This is a genomic window from Curvibacter gracilis ATCC BAA-807 (genome assembly GCF_000518645.1).
Taxonomy (GTDB): Bacteria; Pseudomonadota; Gammaproteobacteria; order Burkholderiales; family Burkholderiaceae_C; genus Curvibacter; species Curvibacter gracilis.
Window position 1 is genome coordinate 326,293 of the sequence record NZ_KI912466.1, and the last position, 19,015, is coordinate 345,307.

15 protein-coding genes are annotated in these 19,015 nt (G+C 68.0%); 3 read left to right on the forward strand and 12 right to left on the reverse strand.

From position 1 onward, the window contains the following. Positions 1-20 precede the first annotated feature (20 nt). The 6 genes from L880_RS0127105 to L880_RS0127130 are packed head-to-tail and all read right to left on the reverse strand — an operon-like array spanning position 21 to position 4,657. Positions 21-800, reverse strand: a complete 780-nt coding sequence (locus L880_RS0127105) for a lysophospholipid acyltransferase family protein (protein ID WP_245615393.1) — start codon at positions 798-800, stop codon at positions 21-23. A 31-nt stretch (positions 801-831) separates the two neighbouring features. Then, the gene (locus tag L880_RS0127110; protein ID WP_027478264.1) at positions 832-2,139 is read right to left on the reverse strand and encodes a dihydroorotase; all 1,308 of its coding nucleotides are present in this window, start codon (positions 2,137-2,139) and stop codon (positions 832-834) included. Positions 2,140-2,153: 14 nt separating this feature from the next. Further along, positions 2,154-3,116 carry an aspartate carbamoyltransferase catalytic subunit gene (locus L880_RS0127115; protein ID WP_019577122.1) on the reverse strand — a complete coding sequence of 321 codons (963 nt, stop codon included), beginning with the start codon at positions 3,114-3,116 and terminating at the stop codon, positions 2,154-2,156. 16 nt (positions 3,117-3,132) lie between these two features. Further along, complete coding sequence (gene pyrR / locus L880_RS0127120; protein WP_019577123.1) at positions 3,133-3,639, reverse strand: bifunctional pyr operon transcriptional regulator/uracil phosphoribosyltransferase PyrR; 507 nt, start codon at positions 3,637-3,639, stop codon at positions 3,133-3,135. Beyond that, positions 3,636-4,061, reverse strand: coding sequence for a Holliday junction resolvase RuvX (gene ruvX, locus L880_RS0127125; RefSeq protein WP_027478265.1), 426 nt, complete (start codon positions 4,059-4,061; stop codon positions 3,636-3,638). The genes pyrR and ruvX overlap by 4 nt, the downstream gene beginning before the upstream one ends. Further along, a complete protein-coding gene (locus L880_RS0127130; protein WP_019577125.1) occupies positions 4,058-4,657 on the reverse strand; it encodes a YqgE/AlgH family protein in 600 nt (199 codons plus the stop codon). Before L880_RS0127130 ends, ruvX begins: the two co-directional genes overlap by 4 nt. Before the next feature lie 21 nt (positions 4,658-4,678). On the opposite strand from L880_RS0127130, the gene L880_RS0127135 reads away from it, so the two are divergent. Further along, positions 4,679-6,154, forward strand: a complete 1,476-nt coding sequence (locus L880_RS0127135; RefSeq protein ID WP_027478266.1) for a cryptochrome/photolyase family protein — start codon at positions 4,679-4,681, stop codon at positions 6,152-6,154. A 36-nt stretch (positions 6,155-6,190) separates the two neighbouring features. Here the strand turns inward: L880_RS0127135 and L880_RS0127140 are convergent, their stop codons facing one another. From L880_RS0127140 to L880_RS35310, 6 genes are read right to left on the reverse strand one after another with little or no spacing between them, the layout of a single operon-like run. Beyond that, complete coding sequence (locus tag L880_RS0127140) at positions 6,191-12,643, reverse strand: Hpt domain-containing protein (protein ID WP_027478267.1); 6,453 nt, start codon at positions 12,641-12,643, stop codon at positions 6,191-6,193. 38 nt (positions 12,644-12,681) lie between these two features. Then, positions 12,682-15,006 carry a methyl-accepting chemotaxis protein gene (locus tag L880_RS0127145; RefSeq protein ID WP_027478268.1) on the reverse strand — a complete coding sequence of 775 codons (2,325 nt, stop codon included), beginning with the start codon at positions 15,004-15,006 and terminating at the stop codon, positions 12,682-12,684. A gap of 25 nt (positions 15,007-15,031) precedes the next feature. Beyond that, entirely contained in the window at positions 15,032-15,577 is a 546-nt protein-coding gene (locus L880_RS0127150; protein ID WP_027478269.1) for a chemotaxis protein CheW, read from the reverse strand. Between the two features lie 25 nt (positions 15,578-15,602). After that, entirely contained in the window at positions 15,603-15,968 is a 366-nt protein-coding gene (locus L880_RS0127155; protein WP_019577130.1) for a response regulator, read from the reverse strand. Then, positions 15,968-16,366, reverse strand: a complete 399-nt coding sequence (locus L880_RS0127160; protein WP_019577131.1) for a response regulator — start codon at positions 16,364-16,366, stop codon at positions 15,968-15,970. Before L880_RS0127160 ends, L880_RS0127155 begins: the two co-directional genes overlap by 1 nt. 50 nt (positions 16,367-16,416) lie before the next feature. Then, positions 16,417-16,590, reverse strand: a complete 174-nt coding sequence (locus L880_RS35310) for a rubredoxin (RefSeq protein ID WP_084461699.1) — start codon at positions 16,588-16,590, stop codon at positions 16,417-16,419. 92 nt (positions 16,591-16,682) lie between these two features. Here L880_RS35310 and thiD point away from each other — a divergent pair, with 92 nt between their 5' ends. Beyond that, positions 16,683-17,615 (forward strand): bifunctional hydroxymethylpyrimidine kinase/phosphomethylpyrimidine kinase, encoded by a 933-nt coding sequence (thiD, locus tag L880_RS0127165; RefSeq protein ID WP_027478270.1) that lies wholly within the window; start codon positions 16,683-16,685, stop codon positions 17,613-17,615. Continuing rightward, the gene (gene hemL / locus L880_RS0127170) at positions 17,599-18,915 is read left to right on the forward strand and encodes a glutamate-1-semialdehyde 2,1-aminomutase (protein ID WP_027478271.1); all 1,317 of its coding nucleotides are present in this window, start codon (positions 17,599-17,601) and stop codon (positions 18,913-18,915) included. Before thiD ends, hemL begins: the two co-directional genes overlap by 17 nt. Positions 18,916-19,015 lie beyond the last annotated feature (100 nt).

The following is a 19,015-nucleotide window of genomic DNA, read 5'->3' on the forward strand; positions in this document are numbered from 1 at the left end:
CTGAGCCCGCTGCGCTGGCTTCAATCGGCCAGTCGGCTCACCTGCTGGTGCAGGTCCGCCGCCCAGCTGCGGCGGTCACGGCCCAGGGCGTGCTGCAGTTCGCCGTAATGCACCACCGCCACGATGGGTTCGCTGGTCAGCGTGCGCCACAACGAGCCGACCAGGGTGTCATCCCCCACATAGCACGGCGCCAGCGAACGCTGGCCATCGGCCGCGTCGACAAACTTCAGGGCCACCGGCTGCACCGGTGCCGCAGCCGACACTGCGGCCTGCAGCAAATTGGCGTGGAAGGGCAGCACCTGCAGACCGTCCCCCGTGGTGCCCTCGGGAAACACGGCCAGCACGTCGCCGCGCTTCAGGCTGTCGCTCATGTCGTGCACCACCCGCATGGCGTCACGGCGTGAAGCGCGCTCGATGAACAAGGTGCCGGCCGCCGAGGCCAACGCACCGATCAGGGGCCAGCGCCGCACCTCGGATTTGGACACGAAGCGGCAATGCCGGCTGGCGTGCAGCACCACGATGTCGAGCCAGGAGATGTGGTTGGACACCAGCAGCGCCGGCCCCAGGGGGACCGGTGTGCCCCGCACCTGCAGGGCAATGCCCAGCACCTGGAGCAGGCGGCTGGCCCAGGCCTGCACCTGCATTTCGCGCTGCTCTGCGCCCAGGCGCGGAAAGCGCAGCATCACGGTCCAAAGGCCCGCCAACACGTGCAGCAGCACGCGCCACAGGCGCCAGACAGCCTGCAGCGCCCGCAGCCAGGTGCCCGGGGCACCCGGCTGGCGGTGGGTGGAGGGGTTCATAGCGCGCAGCAACCCGGACTGAGGCAGCGCCTCAGGCGCGCTCGAAGGCCACCTGGCCGCCCACCACCGTGTAGCGCACCTGGCCCGGCATGGCCGTGCCGGTCAGCTCATAGGCAAACGGGGTGTGCTTGCCCTGGCTGCGCAGCGCCTGCGGCAGCACCTGCCACACGGCTTCGGGGTCGAACACGCACAGGTCGGCCACGCCACCTTCGATCACCTGGCCCACGCTGGCCTGCAAGGTGCCCAGCGCCGAGCCCAGCACCTGGGCCGGGTCGCGCGTCAGCACCGACAGCGCGCGCGGCAGGCTCAGACCCAGCTCCTGACCCCACTTGAGGGCCAGGCTGAGCAGCAGCTCAAAGCCGGTGGCACCGGGCTCGCTCTCGGCAAACGGCAGGGTCTTGGCGTCTTCGTCGACCGGGTTGTGGTCGGACACCAGGGCGTCGATGGTGCCGTCGGCCAGCGCTTCGCGCAGGGCGTCGCGGTCGCGTTGCTGGCGCAGCGGCGGGGTGAGGCGGGCACGGCTGTCGAAGAAGCCGATGTCGGCATCGATCAGGTGCAGCGAGTTGATGCTCACGTCGCAACTCACGGGCAGGCCCTCGGCCTTGGCCTGACGCACCAGGGCCACACCGGCGGCGCTGCTCAGGCGGCACAGGTGGACCCGGGCACGGGTGCTGCGCTGCAGCTCGAAGATGGTGTGCAGGGCGATGGTTTCGGCGGCCACCGGCACGCCGCTCAGGCCCAGGCGGGTGGCCAGGGGGCCGCTGGCGGCCACGCCCTTGCCCAGGTACAGCTCTTGCGGGCGCAGCCAGACGGTGTAGCCGAAGGTGCTGGCGTATTGCAGGGCGCGCTGCAGCACCTGGGTGCTGACCAGGGGCACCTCGGCCTGGCCGAAGCCGATGCAGCCGGCCTCGGTGAGCTCGGCCATCTCGGTCAGCACTTCGCCGGCCAGGTTGCGGGTCAGTGCCCCCAGCGGGAACAGGCGCGACTGGTGCAGCTTCTCGGCACGGAACTTGAGCATCTCGACCAGACCGGGTTCGTCAAGCACCGGGTCGGTGTCGGGCAGGCAGACCACGCTGGTCACGCCGCCGGCCACGGCCGCCGCCATCTCGGATTCGAGCATGCCCTCGTGCTCGTGGCCGGGCTCGCGCAGGCGCGCCGCCAGGTCCACCAGACCCGGGGCCACCACCAGACCGGTGGCATCGATCACGCGCTGCGGCGTGAACTCGCCCCGCAGGGCGCCAATCGACACGATGCGGCCCGCGGCCACGGCCACGTCGGCCACTTCGTCACGGCCCGAGGCCGGGTCGATCACACGGCCGTTCTTGATCAGCAGATTCATGGTGTTGCTCTCCCTCAGGCCTCGTTGCCGGCCACGATGCTCATCACGGCCATGCGGACCGCGATGCCGAAGGTGACCTGGGGCAGGATCACCGATTGCTTGCCGTCCACCACGGCCGAGTCGATCTCGACGCCGCGGTTGATCGGGCCCGGGTGCATCACGATGGCATCCGGCTTGGCCAGCTGCAGCTTCTCTTCGGTCAGGCCGAAGCTCTTGAAGAACTCCTGGCTGGAGGGCAGCAGCGCGCCGCTCATGCGTTCGTTCTGCAGGCGCAGCATGATCACCACGTCGCAGTCCTTGATGCCCTCTTCGAGGGTGTGGAACACCTTCACGCCCATCTGCGCCATGTCGCTGGGCACCAGGGTCTTGGGGCCCACCACACGCACCTCGGCACAGCCCAGGGTGGTCAGGCCGTGGATGTCGGAGCGCGCCACCCGCGAGTGCAGCACGTCGCCCACGATGGCCACCGTGAGGTTGGAGAAATCCTTCTTGTAGTGGCGGATGGTGAACATGTCGAGCAGCCCCTGGGTGGGGTGCGCATGGCGGCCATCGCCGGCATTGATCACGTGCACATGGGGGGCCACGTGCTGGGCGATGAGGTAGGGCGCGCCCGACTCGCTGTGCCGCACCACGAACAGATCGGCCGCCATGGCCGACAGGTTGGCGATGGTGTCGAGCAGCGACTCGCCCTTGGAGGCCGAGGAGCGCGCGATGTCGAGGTTGATCACGTCGGCCGACAGGCGCTTGGCCGCGATCTCGAAGGTGGTCCGGGTGCGGGTGCTGTTCTCGAAGAACAGGTTGAACACGCTCTTGCCGCGCAGCAGGGGCACTTTCTTGACCTCGCGGTCGCTGACGCTGACAAAGTTGGCCGCCGTGTCCAGGATGTGGGTCACGATGTCCTTGGGCAGGCCTTCGATGGAGAGCAGGTGGATCAGCTCGCCGTTCTTGTTGAGTTGGGGGTTTCGTTTGTGGAGCATGGCAATTCCCGGTGGTTCAGGCCTGTTCGACATGGAAGCTGAAGCCGCCCGCCTCGCTGCGTGCCAGCGCCAGCGTGCTGGCTGCCGGCAGGGCGACTCGGGCTGCGGCGTAGTCGGCCTGGATGGGCAGTTGACGCCCGCCCCGGTCCACCAGCACGGCCAGGCGCACGCTGGCCGGGCGGCCGTAGTCGAACAGCTCGTTGATCACGGCGCGCAGGGTGCGGCCGGTGTAGAGCACGTCGTCGAGCAGCAGGATGTCGGCGCCATTGACGTCGAAGGGCAGCAGGGTCTGGCCGGCCGAACTCAGGCCGCGCTGGGCGAAGTCGTCGCGGTGCAGGGCCGATGAGATCACGCCCGGCGCGCCGGGCAGGCCCAGCTCTTTTTGCAGGCGCTCGACCAGCCAGGCACCGCCCGAGGTGATGCCCACCAGGCGGGTTTCAGGCCCCATCAGGGAACGGACACCGCGCACCAGCTCGCGGTAAAGTGCTTCGGCATCCAGGACCAGGCTTCCGGTGGAACTCAAGGCAGACTCCTCAAAAACTGTTCAAGAATGATGCACGCCGAGGCCGCATCGGCATCGGCGGCACCCAGGGAATGGGCTTCGGTGGTGCTGTAGCGCTCGTCCACCTCGAACACCTGCAGGCCGTAGCGGCCCTTGAGCTGGCGCGCGAAACGGCGCGCCTTGACGGTGTTCTCGTGTTCGGCGCCGTCGGGGTGGAAGGGCACGCCCACCACCAGGGCGTCGGGCTGCCACTCGGCCAGCACCTTGGCGATCGCCTCGAAACGGCGGTCGCCTTCGGCGGCAATGGTCTTTTGCGGCGTGGCCGACCGGGTGAAGCGGTTGCCCACCGCCACCCCGGTGCGCTTGGCACCGTAGTCAAAAGCCAGAAACGATTGGAACTGGGCGGGAACCGCTGGAACGCCGGGGCGGTCAGCAGTGCTCATGCGTGCCCCGCCTCGGGCGACAGCATCCAGGCCTGCAGGCCCAGCAGGGCCAGGGCCTGGTCGTAGCGCTGTTCGATGGGGGTGTCGAAGATCACGCGGCTGTCGGCATCGACCGTGAGCCAGCTGTTTTCAGCCAGCTCGGACTCGAGCTGGCCACCGCTCCAGGACGAATAGCCCAGGGTGACGATGACCCGGCGCGGGCCGGCGCCGGTGGCCAGCGCCTCCAGCACATCGCGCGAGGTGGTCATTTCAAGCCCCCCGGGGATGGTCATGGTGGAAGCGTAGGCCGACTGGTCGCCCTCGGGCGTGTCGGCCACCATGGCGTCGTGCAGCACGAAGCCGCGTTCGGTCTGGACCGGGCCGCCTTGCAGCACCGGGGCGTCGGACAGGTCGGACCGACGCAAAGACAGATCGACCTTGTCAAACAAGGCCTTGAGTGAGAGATCGCTGGGTTTGTTGATGATGAGGCCCAGCGCGCCGCGCTCGCTGTGCTCGCACAGGTAAACCACACTGCGCGCAAAAGCCTCATCCTCCAGCCCGGGCATGGCGATCAGGAAATGATTCGTCAGGTTGATGGGGGCAGAATCAGAAGGCATCCCGCGATTTTAACGGTCCCTATGCCCAAGCCTTACCCGATCGGTCTTTTCTGGTTCCGGCGCGACCTGCGCGCCCTCGACAACGCCGGCCTGCACCAGGCCCTGAGCCAGTGCGAACAGGTGCACACGGTGTTCGTGCTGGACACCGACATTCTTGACCCCTTGCCGCGCCAGGACCGGCGGGTGGACTTCATCGTGCAGAGCCTGGCCCAGCTCGACGAGGCCTTGCGCGCCCTGGCCGGGCGGGCCGCTGCCGGCCTGATCGTGCTGCACGGCCCGGCCCGCCATGAGGTGCCGGCCCTGGCTCTGCGCCTGGGTGCCCAGGCGGTGTTCACCAACCACGACGACGAGCCCGCCGCCCTGCAGCGCGACAGCGAGGTGCGCACGGCCCTGAGCCGCCAGGGCCTGGCTTTCCACACGGCCAAGGACCAGGTGATCTTCGAGCGCCGCGAGGTGCTGACCCAGACCGGCTCGGTGTACGGCGTGTTCACGCCCTACAAGAACGCCTGGCTCAAAAAAATCACGCCCTTCTACCTGAAAGGCTACCCGGTGGAACGCCACGCCAGCGCCCTGGCCGACCGGCCGGAAGGCCTGCGCGAAGCACCACCCAGCCTGGAGGCCATCGGCTTTCAGCCCACCAACCTGAACAGTCTTCGCCTGCCCGTGGGCCTGATCGGCGCCCGCACCCTGCTGGACGACTTCCGGCCCCGGCTGGAGGCCTACCAGCGCACGCGCGATTTCCCGGCCCTCAAGGGGCCCAGCTACCTGAGCACGCACCTGCGCTTCGGCACCGTGTCGATCCGTGAGCTGGCCGCCCTGGCCCACCAGGCCAGCCGCCAGGACCCCACCGACACCGGTGCCGCCACCTGGCTGAGCGAGCTGATCTGGCGCGATTTCTACATGCAGATCCTGGCCAACCACCCGGGCGTGGTGACGAACAGCTTCAAGCCCGAGTACGACGCCATTGAGTGGGAACAGGGCCCGCAGGCCGAGGCCTGGTTCCAGGCCTGGTGCGAGGGCCGCACCGGCTACCCGCTGGTGGACGCGGCCATGGCCCAGCTCAACCAGACCGGCTACATGCACAACCGGCTGCGCATGGTGGTGGCGAGCTTTCTGGTCAAGGACCTGGGCATCGACTGGCGTCGCGGCGAGGCCTATTTTGCGCAGCAGCTCAATGACTTCGACCTGGCGGCCAACAACGGGGGCTGGCAATGGGCCAGCTCCAGCGGCTGCGATGCACAGCCCTACTTCCGCATCTTCAACCCGGTGAGCCAGAGCGAGAAGTTCGATGCCGAGGGCCGCTTCATCCGGCGCTACCTGCCGCAGCTGGCGGGCTTGCAGGGCGCCGCCCTGCACGCGCCCTGGCAGGCCCGCCCCATCGACCTGCAGGCCGCCGGCCTGCGCCTGGGGGTGGACTACCCGCTGCCCATCGTGCAGCACGACGAGGCGCGCCAGCGCACGCTGGCGCGTTACGCGGTGGTCAAGAAGGCGGGCTGACCCTGGCTTCGGGTCAGCGACGGGCCAGCTTCGAGGTCAGGCCGGGGTGTCGGCCACCACGCCCTGGCCGGCATAGTGCCGCACCAGGCTCAGCAGTTCCTCTTCGGCGTAGGGCTTGCCCAGGTAGTGGTTGACGCCCAGCTCCAGCGCGTGTTCACGGTGCTTGGCCGCAATGCGCGAGGTGATCATGATGATGGGCAGCTCGCGCAGGGCCGCATCGTGGCGGATGTTGCGCGCCAGGTCGAAGCCGTCCATGCGCGGCATCTCGATGTCGGACAGCACCACCACCGGGCGTTCGTCCTGCAGACGCTCCAGGGCCTGCAAGCCATCGGCGGCCAGGGTCACACGGTAGCCTTCGCGCTGCAGCAAGCGCTGGGTGACGCGGCGCACGGTGATCGAATCGTCCACCACCAGCACCAGCGGCGCCTGGGTATCGGCCAGCACGGCCGGCTCGGCCACAGGGCCTGAGGCATCGGCCGCCGCGGCCACCGACAGGGCATGGCGGGCCCGGATCTGCTCGCCATACACATTGGCCAGCGCCACCGGGTTGTAGATCATCACCACCGCCCCCGAGGCCAGCACCGACATGCCGGCCAGGCCGGGCAGGCGCGAGAGCTGCGGCCCGAGGTTCTTCACCACCACTTCCTGGTTGCCCAGCACTTCATCGACGTGCACCGCGATGCGTTGGGCCGCGCTGTGGAAGATCACCACCGGCCGCGTGCGGGCTGCCGGCTCCTGGCTGTGCGCGCCCAGTTGCAGCAAGGCCCCGCCCCAGTAGAAGGGCACGGTCTCGACCCCCAGGTCGAACTGGTCACTGCGGTAGGCTTCGTCCAGCTCGGTGGGGCCCGAGCGGCGCACGATCTCGACCAGGCTGGCCGGCACGCCCAGGGTGGCCTGGCCGATGCGCAGCATCACCACCTGGGTGACCGCCGTGGTCAGGGGCAGCACCAGCTTGAAGCGGCTGCCCTGCCCGCTGCGGCTGCGGGTTTCGATGCGCCCGCCCAGGGCGTTGACCTCGGTGCGCACCACGTCCATGCCGATGCCGCGGCCCGCCAGCTCGGTGACCTCGCTGGCGGTGGTGAAGCCGGGCATGAAGATCATCTGCGCGGCTTCGTCCTCGGACAGCACGTGGCCGGGGGCCATCAGGCCCTGGCTCTGGGCGCGTTCGCCGATCGCCGCCAGGTCCAGCCCGGCACCGTCATCGGCGAATTCGACCGACACATCGTTGCCGCTTTGCGTGACCTGGATGCCGATGCTGCCGGTGGCCGGCTTGCCAGCCGCCGCACGTTGCTCCGGGCTTTCGATGCCGTGCGCCACCGCGTTGCGCAGCAGGTGCTCGAAGGCCGGGGTCATGCGGTCCAGCACGCCGCGGTCCATCTCGATGCTGCCACCGCTGATGTCGAGCTTGATCTGCTTGCCGGTTTCCTTGGCCGATTGCCGTGCAATCGCGTACAGGCGCTCGGCAATGCCGTCGAACTCGACCATGCGGGTGCGCAGCAGGTCGCGCTGCAGCTCACGCGCCTGGCGGGCCTGGGCCACCAGCTCGTCTTCAGTGCTGTCCACCGTGCGCTGCAGGTTGCGCTGCACCATGGCCACGTCGTTGACCGACTCGGCCATCATGCGGGTGAGCTCTTGAACGCGGGTGAAGCGGTCGAACTCCAGCGGGTCGAAGCCCGCATCCGAGTCCTTGGCCTGGGCCAGGCGCGACTGCATCTGCGACTCGGCCTGCAGCTCGATGTCGCGCAGCTGCTGGCGCAGCCGATCCAGGTTGCCTGTGAGCTCGCCCAGCGAGTTGCGCATCTGCCCCACACGCGACTCCAGGCGCGAGCGCGAGATCATGACCTCGCCGGCCTGGTTGACCAGGCGGTCCAGCAGCTGCGAGCGCACCCGCACCGACTGGCCCGCCAGCGTCTTTTGCGGCACCCACTGCACGGTGGGCGGCAGGGCCGGCCGTGGCACGGCGGCGGCCGGGGTTTCACCCGACAAATCCTGCGTGGCGGCCTGCAGATCGGCCTCGGTGGCCGCCTCGCTGTAGCCGCGCAGCGCATCAAAATTGGCCTGCAGACCGTCAAAGCGGTTCACCAGGGCCTCAAGCGCCGGGGCGTCCACGCCGGTCTCGCCCAGCCCTTCAATGGCCGACTCCATGCGGTGGGCCATCTCGCCCAGGCGCAAGGCACCCGCCAGGCGCGCACTGCCCTTGAGGGTGTGCAACAGGCGCAGCAGTTCGGCCCGGGGTTCGGTCTGGGCCGGATCGTCCTGCCAGTGGCGCAGGCTGGCCGCCACTCGGGGCAGCAATTCGAGGGCTTCTTCTTCGAAGATCGGGAACAGGTCGGGGTCGATCACGTCGACCGCGTCAAACTCGTCGTCGTAGGCCCGCTCGGGCGCGGCCTCGGGGGCCAGGGGTTCAGGGGCCGCCAAGGGCTCGGGCGGGGTCTCGTCGGCGGGCAGCTGCGCTTCGGCGAGCGGCTCTTGCGGCGACTCCAGCGCCAAGTCCGGCACCCACTCTGGCACCAAGGCCTGCGCGGCCTCAGGGCTCAGCGCAGCGTCCACGCCTTCGGTCAGCGCCTCAGGCGCAGCGAAGGCCTCAGGCACCGCTTCAAGCTGGGGCTCGGGCAGGGCTTTGTCCGTGGCGCCCGGTGCAGCCAGAGGCTCAGCCACAGGGGACTCGCCCGTTTCGGCGAAGCCGGGCTCGTCAAAGACCGGCTCATCAAAGGCGGGTTCGTTCGACGCCTGGGCCGGCGCATCGATCCATTCCGAGGGCTCGGCCAGGGCCAGGCCCTCCGGCATGGGAACCCCCGCCTCGGTCGCCAGAATGGCCTCGAGGGCCTGCACCACGGCCGGCTGCGGCTCTTTGAGGAAGCCCGCGGCAAACTGGTGCAGCAGGCGGCGGATGTCATCGGCCGCGTCGACAAAGGCACGGGCATCGGCCTCGGTGCCCCGGCTTTGCAGCTGCACGTGTTGCAGCGCATGTTCCAGCGTGCGGGCCAGCGAAGACAAGGCCTTGAAACCCACGGTGGCCGAACTGCCGGCCAGAGAATGCGCCAGCGCCACCGCCGTGTCGGGCACAGGCTCGTGCAGCTCCAGCGCCCACTCGCCCAGCGAGGTCTGCAGACGGCGTGACCACTCGTCGGCCTCATTGAGGTAGACGTTGTACAGCGGAATGCTCAGGCGCAGGTCGCCGATGACCCGGATCGACTCGTCGTCGCTGGCAGGCGCCAGGAGGCTGGCGGCATCGGCATCGGCATCGTGCTCCGGCTCCGGCTCCGGCTCCGGCTCCGCAGGCTGATCTGCTTGGGCGACTTCACCCGGCTCGGTCAACGCGGGCTCCAGCGCCAAATCGGCTTCGATCGGCAGCGGCAGCAACTCGTCAAGGCCGTCGGCCTGTGCCTGGTCCAGGGCCTCCAGCGGCAGATCGGACAGCGGCTCGGCCAAGTGATCAACCGGCAGGGCATCCAGGGCGCGCGAGAGCTCGTCGTCCAAAGCAGCATCCACAGCAGCGTCCAGGCTGGCTTCGTCCAGGGTGCTGGCAGGCAACGGCGGGCTGGCAGGCCCGGCATCGGCTTCCAGCGGGAAGTCGAGTTCAAAATGGGGCAAGGCGTCAGCCACGGCAGCGGCCTCAGCCGGGTCACCTGGCAGATCGAGGTCCAGATCCGGCAGGCCAGCGCCCAGCTCATTGGGGGCCGGCGCGGCGGGCTCGGCAGGGGCACCGGCCAGGGCTGCCTCGAACTGGGCGAAATCAATGTCCTCGACATCAAATGAGGCCGGGGTGGGCTCGGCTTCAGCGGCCGTCTCAACCGGCGCATCCTCGCTGTAGGACATCATCGCCGTCGGTGCGAAGTCGAGCTGATGAGGCGCATCGTCTGTTGACACCGCTGGCTCTTGCGGCAACGACAGGCCGTCGAGTGAGAGGTCGAAATCAGCGTCCAACCCGGCCTCGAGCGCGGGTTCGGGGGCCGGTTCAGCCTCAGGCAGCGGCGCAGGGGCTGTGGCTTCGGCCAACTCCAGGCTCGGCAGTTCGGGCAGTTCAGGCAGCTCGGTTGGTGCCGCAGCGGGCTCATGGCCCTCGGCCGCAGTTTCCAGCAGAGGCAGCAGACGGTCCTCCAGCCGCAGGGCATCGGCGGCCTCGCGGAAGGGGGCGGCACGCCAGTCCTGGGCCTGGTGGGCGGCAATGTCGTCCACCCAACGCGAAAACTGATTCAGGGCCTGGATGGACAGCGTCAGCAAAGGCTTGCTGGCGGGCTTCTGGTCGGCCAGCCAGGCGTTGTGCAACTGCTCCAGCGCCCAGGCGGCTTCGCCGAATTCGCCCAGCCCCACCATGCGCGAGCTGCCCTTGAGGGTGTGGAAGGCCCGACGCAAGGCGGTCTGGTCGCCCAGCGATGCCGGGTCGTGGTGCAGGGCATCGATGGTGGCGGCGCCCTGGGCAAAGACCTCACGGGCTTCTTCCAGGAAGACGTCGATGAGTTCATCCTCTTCGATCGCGGGGGCCTCGGTCCGGGCCGGCGGCGGCAGCGAAGGCGCGGCCACTTCATCACCCAGCGCACCCATGTCCAGGCTTGCGGGCTCGGTGGGCGTGAAGGACGCGGTGCCGGGAAGGGATGGCGCAGCGCTGGGCACGGCCTCGACGGGGCGCGGCGGCACCGAGGATGGGGCGCCCAAGGCCAGCGAGTCGACAAAAAGCGGGGGCTCGACCGCCGCTTCGCCAGCGTCGGCCGGGCCGAATTGCTGGCGCTGTCGGCCACCCAGGAACTTCAGCTCGCCAGCCTCTTCGTCGTACACGAACAGCTTGCGCGCCAGCGTGCGCTGGTAGCTCAGCATGTCGATCAGAAAGCCCAGGGCCCCCAGGCTGTTGCCCAGGCGCTCGAAGGTGCCGGCGCGCAGGGCGTCGCTGGTCACTTCATCGACCATCAGGCGCTCGACGCTGTCGCGCATGCGCATGGCCGCGTGGGCGGCCTGCTCCAGCCCCAGCACCGAGAGCACGCCCCGCATCTGCGACAGGCGTGCCGGCACGGCGGTCAGCACCTGGCTGTCCGAAGGCTGGCGGAAGAAGGTGTCGAGCGACTTCTCGACCTCGGTCAGGGTGGAGCGCAGTTCTTCGACCACGCTGCCCATGGTCTGGCGATCGCTGACACGGCGGTACAGCTCTTCCATCCAGGGCTCCAGGGGGCCCACCTCCTCGCCCGCCAGCACCTGGTCCAGGCGCTGGGCCAGCGCGCGCGAGCGCTCGCTCATCTGGGCTTCGTCGATGTCCATTTCCTGGTAGCAGGCCTGCAGGAACAGCACGGCCGTGGCCACCTCCATGGCCAGCGAGGCGCCCGGGGCGTCGCCGCTCAGTGCGGTGGCTTCAGCCGCCCGCTGCAGGGCCTGCCCCAAGGGTTGGCTGCCTGGGTGCAGCTTGGACAGCGATTCACCCACCAACGCAAACTGGTCGACGGCGCTGCGCAGCTTGTTGCGGTCGCCGCCGGCCAGGGCCGACCAGGTGTCGGTGGCGGTGGCAATGCGCTTGCGTGCCTGCACCAGCACGGCCGGATCGAATCGACCGAACCGGCGGGTCTCGTAATCGGCCGGCGCATGGCGTTGCAGGCCATAGGCCTCGCGCACCGCCCGCAGCAAAGGGGCCGGCTGGCTGTCCGCCGGGCAGGCCTGGGCGCAGTAGAAGAGAAGGTCCTGGAACAGGCGCTCCGACACGGCCACCTCGCCGCGGGCCAGGGCCGAGTACTGCACCAGCACGCGTGAGATCACGCGCTTGACGTAGACATCCAGTGGTACCAGTCCCAGCGACAGGCCTTCGAAGAAACCCGCGGCCACCTTCCAGAACAGGCGCCCGCCCTGGGTGCCGGCGCTCGCCAGCCCGGCGGCGATCTGGGCCATGGCGCGGGCCCCTGCGGGGCGGCCGGTCTTGACCAGCTTGAGCATGGCGTGGTCGAAGCGCGAGCGCACGTCGGGGTGGTAGTCGAGCGGCACCACGCTGTCGGGCAGGGCCGGATCGGCCACCCGGCGCTCACTGCCCCACAGATCGGCGGGATGGATGCGCTCCACGCCCAGCCACTGCTGCACGTCGCGGAACTGGGGGAACAGGCTGACGGCCGACACCTCGTGACCCGCCAGCACCGCCTCCAGGTATTCGCTGATGGCGAAGCTGGCCCGCTCGATCAGGCCGATGGTGTCCGGGGTGCAGCTCGATGGCGTCTGGATGAACTTCTGCGCCATGGACTCCAGGGCCCGCATCATCAGCGCCACCGGCGCCATGCCCACCATCTCAAGGGCCCCTGTGGCCTGGTGCATCTGCTGGCGCGCCAGGCGCAGCGCGCTCACATCGACGCTGCCCAGCTCGGCGCCGTGGCTCAGCGAGGCCTCATGCACATGGCGGCGCATCGCCTTGATCGCGCCGTCGAGGGACTTGCGCAGTTCGTCCAGCACCCAGGCCAGGGGGCCCAGGTCATGGTCTGCCGCCTCCAGGGCGGCAGGGGACACAGCGTCGGTGGGTCGCATGGAAGGTTCCAGTCAGGCGTTGGGGCGAACGGCCCCGATCAGGCGATCTTGAACCGCGCCACCGAGTGACGCAGTTCATCGGCCATCTGCGACAGTTCGCGCACCTGCTGGGCCGTGGTCCGGGTGCCTTCTCCGGTCTGTTCGGTCACGGCAAAAATGTGCTGGATGTTGTCGGCCACCTCGTTGGCCAGCGTGGCTTCCTTGGACGCCGCCGACGAGATCTGCTCGATCAGCTCGGCCAGTCGTTGCGACACGCGGTCGATCTCGGTGAGGGCGGTACCGGCGCTGTCGGACAGTCGCGCCCCTTCCACCACACCCTGGGTGGAGCGCTCCATGGCGGCCACGGCATCCTGGGTGTCGGTCTGAATCGCCTTCACCAGCGCCGCGATCTGGCGCGTGGCGTCGGCGGAGCGCTCAGCCAGGCGCTGCACTTCTTCCGCCACCACCGAGAAGCCGCGACCGGCTTCACCGGCCGACGCGGCCTGGATGGCGGCGTTCAGGGCCAGCACGTTGGTCTGCTCGGTGATGTCCGAAATCAGCTCGGTGATTTCACCGATCTCCTGTGACGATTCACCGAGTCGCTTGATGCGCTTGGAGGTTTCCTGGATCTGGTCACGGATGGCGTTCATGCCGCCGATGGCGTTCTGCACCGCCTGCAGACCCGAGTCGGCGGCCTGCAGCGATTGGCGGGCCACCGAGGCCGACTCTTGCGCCTGCGCCGACACGCCATTGATGCGCGAGGCCATTTCGAGCACCGAGCGGCCGGTTTCACGGATCTCCCGCAGCTGCTCGGTGGAGGCCGCCAGCAGTTCGGTCGAGGTGTTGTCCACCTGGGCCGTGGTCTGGGCCACCCGGGTGGCCGTGTTCTGCACGTTGCCCACCAGCACCCGCAGTTCTTCCACCGTGTAGTTCACCGAGTCGGCGATGGCGCCGGTGATGTCTTCGGTCACCGTGGCTTCCTGGGTCAGGTCGCCTTCGGCCACCGTCTGCAGTTCGTTCATGAGTCGCAGAATGGCGGCCTGGTTGGCGTCGTTGACGCGCTTGGCCTCCTGCTCCTGGCGCTGGGCTTCGAGCTGCTGCAACTCGGCAGCGGTCTGGCGGTTGCGGCTGTCGAGCAGCTGCACACGGGCCAAGCCGAAAGCACAGATCAACACGAAGAACGAGGCCACCACCAGCGACAGGATGGAGGTCAGGCTCAGACCGGTCTGCGAGGACAGGCGCCCCTGCAGGTCTTCCAGGCCCCGGCGCAGCGGCTCGGAGTCGTTCAGGATGGCGGATTGCGCCTCGCGGGCCGACACCAGGCCTTGCAGGTTGCCCAGAATGGCACCGGCCTGGCTGCGGGTCTGGTCATAGACCTTGATCAGGCTTTCGAGCTGTTCGCGGGTCTGGGCGTCCTTGGAGGCGGCCAGCCGCAGCTCGGGGCTGCCATTGAGCAGGCCCTGGGCGATCTCGCGGAAGGAGTTCAGGTCCTTGCCCAGCAGGAACACGGCCTCGGGGCTCACGCCCTCGGTGGTCTGGAACTCGTTGGCCGACTTGCCGATGCGCTGGGTCAGCATCACCAGCTGGCCGGCGGCCGAGATCTCGGAGGCCGGTGCGTTCTGCTGCAGCTTGAGCGAGGAGATGGTTTCGGCGATCTCCAGCAGGTCGGCAGACTGGCGGTTGATGGTGCGCAACGCCTCACCCACCTGGGTCAGGATCTTCTGCTGGCTCATCACCACGGCAGCGTTGCGCTCGGCACGCTCCATCAGGGGCATGACCTTGTCCAGATCGGGCTTGAAATCATTGCCCAGCGGCTCCAGGCGCATCTGGTCGTCGCCACTGGTCAGGCCACGCACGGTCTTCACGAGCACCCCCGAGCTCTCGACCACGTCAGGGAAGGCCTGCGGGCTGCCCACCAGGGCCTGCGACACCGACTTGGCCAGGCGCTGCGACTGCATCAGCGACTGCCCCGAAGCGGCCAGCTGCTGGGCCACCTTGTCGGCCTGGCTCAGCGCCACACCGGCAATCGCCGCCAGCACCAGCAAGGCCACCCCCAGCAGGATGAACAGCACACGCTGGTGCCGGGCCACCGTGCCCCGCCCCAGCAGGGGCAGCTCGATCTGGCCCTCGGTGGCGTCCTTGATCTCGGATTCGGCCAGCCGGGTTTCCGAGAAATTGACCTGGCGGTTGTCCAGTTCGGTCTCAGGCGCCATGGAGTCGACCAGGCCGCCCGCGTTCTGTGCCAGGTCCTGGGCTGAATCGACATGCTCAGGCAACGCGTGCAGGGTATCTGGCCCGCCCAGCCCCACGGCCACCGAGGACTCGGCCTCCGCCGGAGACTTCTTCTTGGCAAACAGCTTTCCGATTTGATCCGCAAATGACATGGAACGACCTTGATGGCTGAGGCACTCAGGCACTGATACTGAGGAACTGCGCGGACTGCGAGAGCGACAGGAGTTGGATCTCCTGCCAGGCCTCGCCTTGCGCATCGGTGTGGAGGGCGCCGAAGAAGCCCGGGGCATCTTCGGCAGGGGGCGCACTGGAGACGAAAGCGTCGGGGCTGCGCAAACCGGCCAGGCGGTCAACCACCAGGGCCACGTTCACATCCAGGGCGGCATTGAGCGCCAGCAGGCTGCAATCGGCCTGGGCCAGTTCGGAGCGCGGACGCAGGGCGGGCGCAGCAGGCCAGACCTCGGTCAGGAAAGCGGCCAGGTCGACCACACCGGACAGGTTGCCACGCAAATTGGCCACGCCCCAGAACCAGGGCCGGGTGTAAGGCACCGGCTGCACCGGCGACCATGGAAAGATCTCACCCGACTGGGCCAGTGGCATCAGGTAACGCCCGGCTCCGGCGTGCACCGCCAGCCAGGCAATCGAGGGCCCTTCGGCTTGCGCAGCTTGCAGTCGGGCCGCCAGACGGCTTTGGAGTTCGCGGAGAGCATCTCGATTGGCCATTGGGGGGGGTCGCAGGTCTGGGCGATCAGTTCAGCGCGTTGATCTTGGCCTTGAGTTCGGCGGGATCGACCGGCTTGGTGATGTAGCCCCGGGCGCCCTGCCGCAAACCCCAGACCCGGTCGGTTTCCTGGTTCTTGCTGGTGCACATGATGATGGGCACGTCGGCGTACTTGGGGTCGCGGCTGATCGAGCGTGTGAGCTGGAAGCCGTTCTGGCCGGGCATCACGACATCCATCAGGATGAGATCGGGTTTTTCTTCGGCCAGGCGCTTGAATGCTTCGTCAGCGTTTTCAGCGGTGCGGACCTGCATACCGCTTTTCTGCAGCAAATCAGACAGGAACATCAGTTCCGTCTTCGAATCGTCAACGATCAGCACTTTGTGAATCGACATCACAACGCTCCTAGAGTCGGCATACCGAATTGCCGCACGGCCTGCAGCAACTGGTCCTTGGTGAAGGGTTTGGTGAGGTAATCCTGACAACCCACCATGCGTCCGCGCGCCTTGTCGAACACGCCGTCCTTGGAGGACAGCATCACGACCGGCGTCGCAGCAAAGCGCTCATTGCGTTTGATGATGGCACAGGTCTGGTAGCCATCCAGCTTGGGCATCAGGATGTCGCAGAAGATGAGCTGCGGCTCGTAGTCATTGACCTTGGCGAGCGCATCAAAGCCGTCGTCGGCCAGCAGGACGTCATGGCCGCCTTGCTTGAGAAAGATTTCGGCGCTGCGGCGGATGGTGTTGCTGTCGTCCACCACCAGCACCTTGAGACCTGAACTGTCAATGGACATCAGTGCATTCCTCGTGTCGCCAGATCGACGCCAGCAAAGGAGTCACGGGTTCAGATCTGGACCATTTCAAAGTCTTCCTTGCGGGCTCCGCACTCGGGGCAGGTCCAGTTCATCGGAACCTTTTCCCAGGGGGTGCCTGGCTCGATGCCATGCTCGGGAGCACCGGTGGATTCGTCATAAATCCAGCCACAAATAAGACACATCCAAGTTTTGTTATCAGTCACAGCTTAAGGGGCCTTCGAATAGAATGCAATGATTGTATCGAGTCCCAAGGCCGCTTCTGCTACCCTGAGCAGACTGCCCATTTCCGGACTTCATGACCACGCTCACACCCCCCCCCAGCGCCCCTGCGGCCAGCGACGAAGACAGCACGCCGGCCTGCGTGATGGTGTTCAACGCCAGCGACCCGAGCGGCGCCGGCGGCCTCACGGCAGACATCACCACGATCGCCTCGGTCGGCGGCCATGCCCTGCCCGTGGTGACCGGCAGCTACATCCGCGACACCTCCGAAATCTTTGACCACGCCGCCTTCGACGACGAGGTGGTCACCGAGCAGGCGCGCACCATGCTGGAAGACGTGCCGGTGCAGGTGATCAAGGTGGGCTTCGTGGGCGACCCGGAAAACCTCAGCGCGATCGCCGAGATCAGCTCCGACTACCCCGACATCCCGGTGGTGGCCTACATGCCCAACCTGTCGTGGTGGCAGGAAGACAAGATCGACAGCTACCTGGACGCGTTTTCCGAACTGCTGCTGCCCCAGACCTCGGTGTTGGTTGGCAACCACAGCACCCTGTGGCGCTGGCTGCTGCCCGACTGGAACAGCGACCGCTCCCCCAGTGCGCGCGACATTGCCGCAGCGGCCGCCAAGCAAGGCGTGCCCTACACGCTGGTCACCGGCATTCCGCTGGCCGAGCAGCACGTCGACAACGTGCTGGCCAGCCCGCAAAGCATCCTGGGCCACGTGCAGTTCGAGCTGTTCGACGCCGTGTTCGCAGGCGCTGGCGACACCCTGTCGGCCGCGCTGGCCGCGCTGGTGGCCACCGGCATCGACCTGGGCGAAGCCACCAGCGAGGCCCTGAGCTACCTGGACCGCTGCCTGGATGCGGGCTTCCGCCCCGGCATGGGCCATGTGATCCCCGATCGCCTGTTCTGGGCCCAGCCCGAAGAAGGTGAAGACGACAACGAGAACCCCGACGCCAGCGACACGCTGGCCGGGTTTGTGATTCCTCCCCATGACACTCAACACTGACCTGAACCTGCCCCTGTTCGAGCGCGCCAAGCGCGTGATCCCCGGCGGCGTGAACTCGCCCGTGCGCGCCTTCCGCGCCGTGGGGGGCACGCCGCGTTTCGTGAAACGCGCCCAAGGCGCCTATTTCTGGGACGCCAACGACCAGCGCTTCATCGACTACATCGGCTCCTGGGGCCCGATGATCCTGGGCCATGGCCACCCGGCCGTGCTCGAGGCCGTGCAGAAGGCGGCCCTCGAAGGCTTCTCTTTCGGCGCCCCCACCGAGCGCGAGGTTGAGCTGGCCGAAGAAATCCTGAGCCTGGTGCCCTCGATGGACATGGTGCGCCTGGTCAGCTCCGGCACCGAAGCCGGCATGACCGCGATCCGCCTGGCCCGAGGCGCCACCGGTCGCAGCAAGCTGATCAAGTTCGAGGGCTGTTACCACGGCCACGCTGACGCCCTGCTGGTCAAGGCAGGCTCGGGCCTGGCCACCTTCGGCACCTCCACCAGCGCCGGTGTACCGCCCGAGGTGGTGCAGCACACCCTGGTGCTCGAGTACAACAACATCGAGCAGCTTGAGGAGGCCTTTGCCCTGCACGGCAAGGAACTGGCCTGCGTGATGATCGAGCCGATCGCCGGCAACATGAACTTCGTGCGCGCCTCGGTGCCCTTCATGAAGCGTTGCCGCGAGCTGTGCTCGGAGCACGGAGCCCTGCTGATCCTCGATGAGGTGATGACGGGCTTCCGCGTGGCCCTGGGCAGCGCCCAGAGCGTCTACGCCCAGGCCATCCCCGGCTTCGAGCCCGACATCACGGTGATGGGCAAGGTGATCGGCGGCGGCATGCCGCTGGCCGCCTTCGGCGCGCGCCGCGCCATCATGGAACACCTGGCCCCGCTGGGCGGCGTTTACCAGGCCGGCACCCTGTCGGGCAACCCGGTGGCCACCGCCTGCGGCCTGGCCACGCTGCGCGAGATCCGCAAGCCCGGTTTCTTCGAGGCCCTGTCGGCCAGCACCCTGTCTCTGGTGGACGGCCTCAAGGCGGCTGCCGCCGCCGAGGGCGTGCCCTTCAGCGCCGACTGCCAGGGCGGCATGTTCGGCTTCTTCCTGATGCCGGAGCTGCCGCAGAACTACGCCACCGTCATGAAGACCGACAGCGCCCGCTTCAACCAGCTGTTCCACGGCCTGCTGGAGCGCGGCGTCTACATCGCCCCGGCGCTGTATGAAGCCGGCTTTGTGAGCAGCGCCCACAGCGCCGACGACATCGCCCAGACCGTGGCTGCTGCCCGCGAGGTCTTCAAGACCCTGGCTGCCGCAGGCTGAGCGCCTCAGGCCGGGCCGCGGCCCGGCCGGGTGCGGCCTGGTGCGGTCGGGTGCGGCCAAAGCCCTTGCAGATGCGCACCGCTGTGCTAAAAATGAAGCA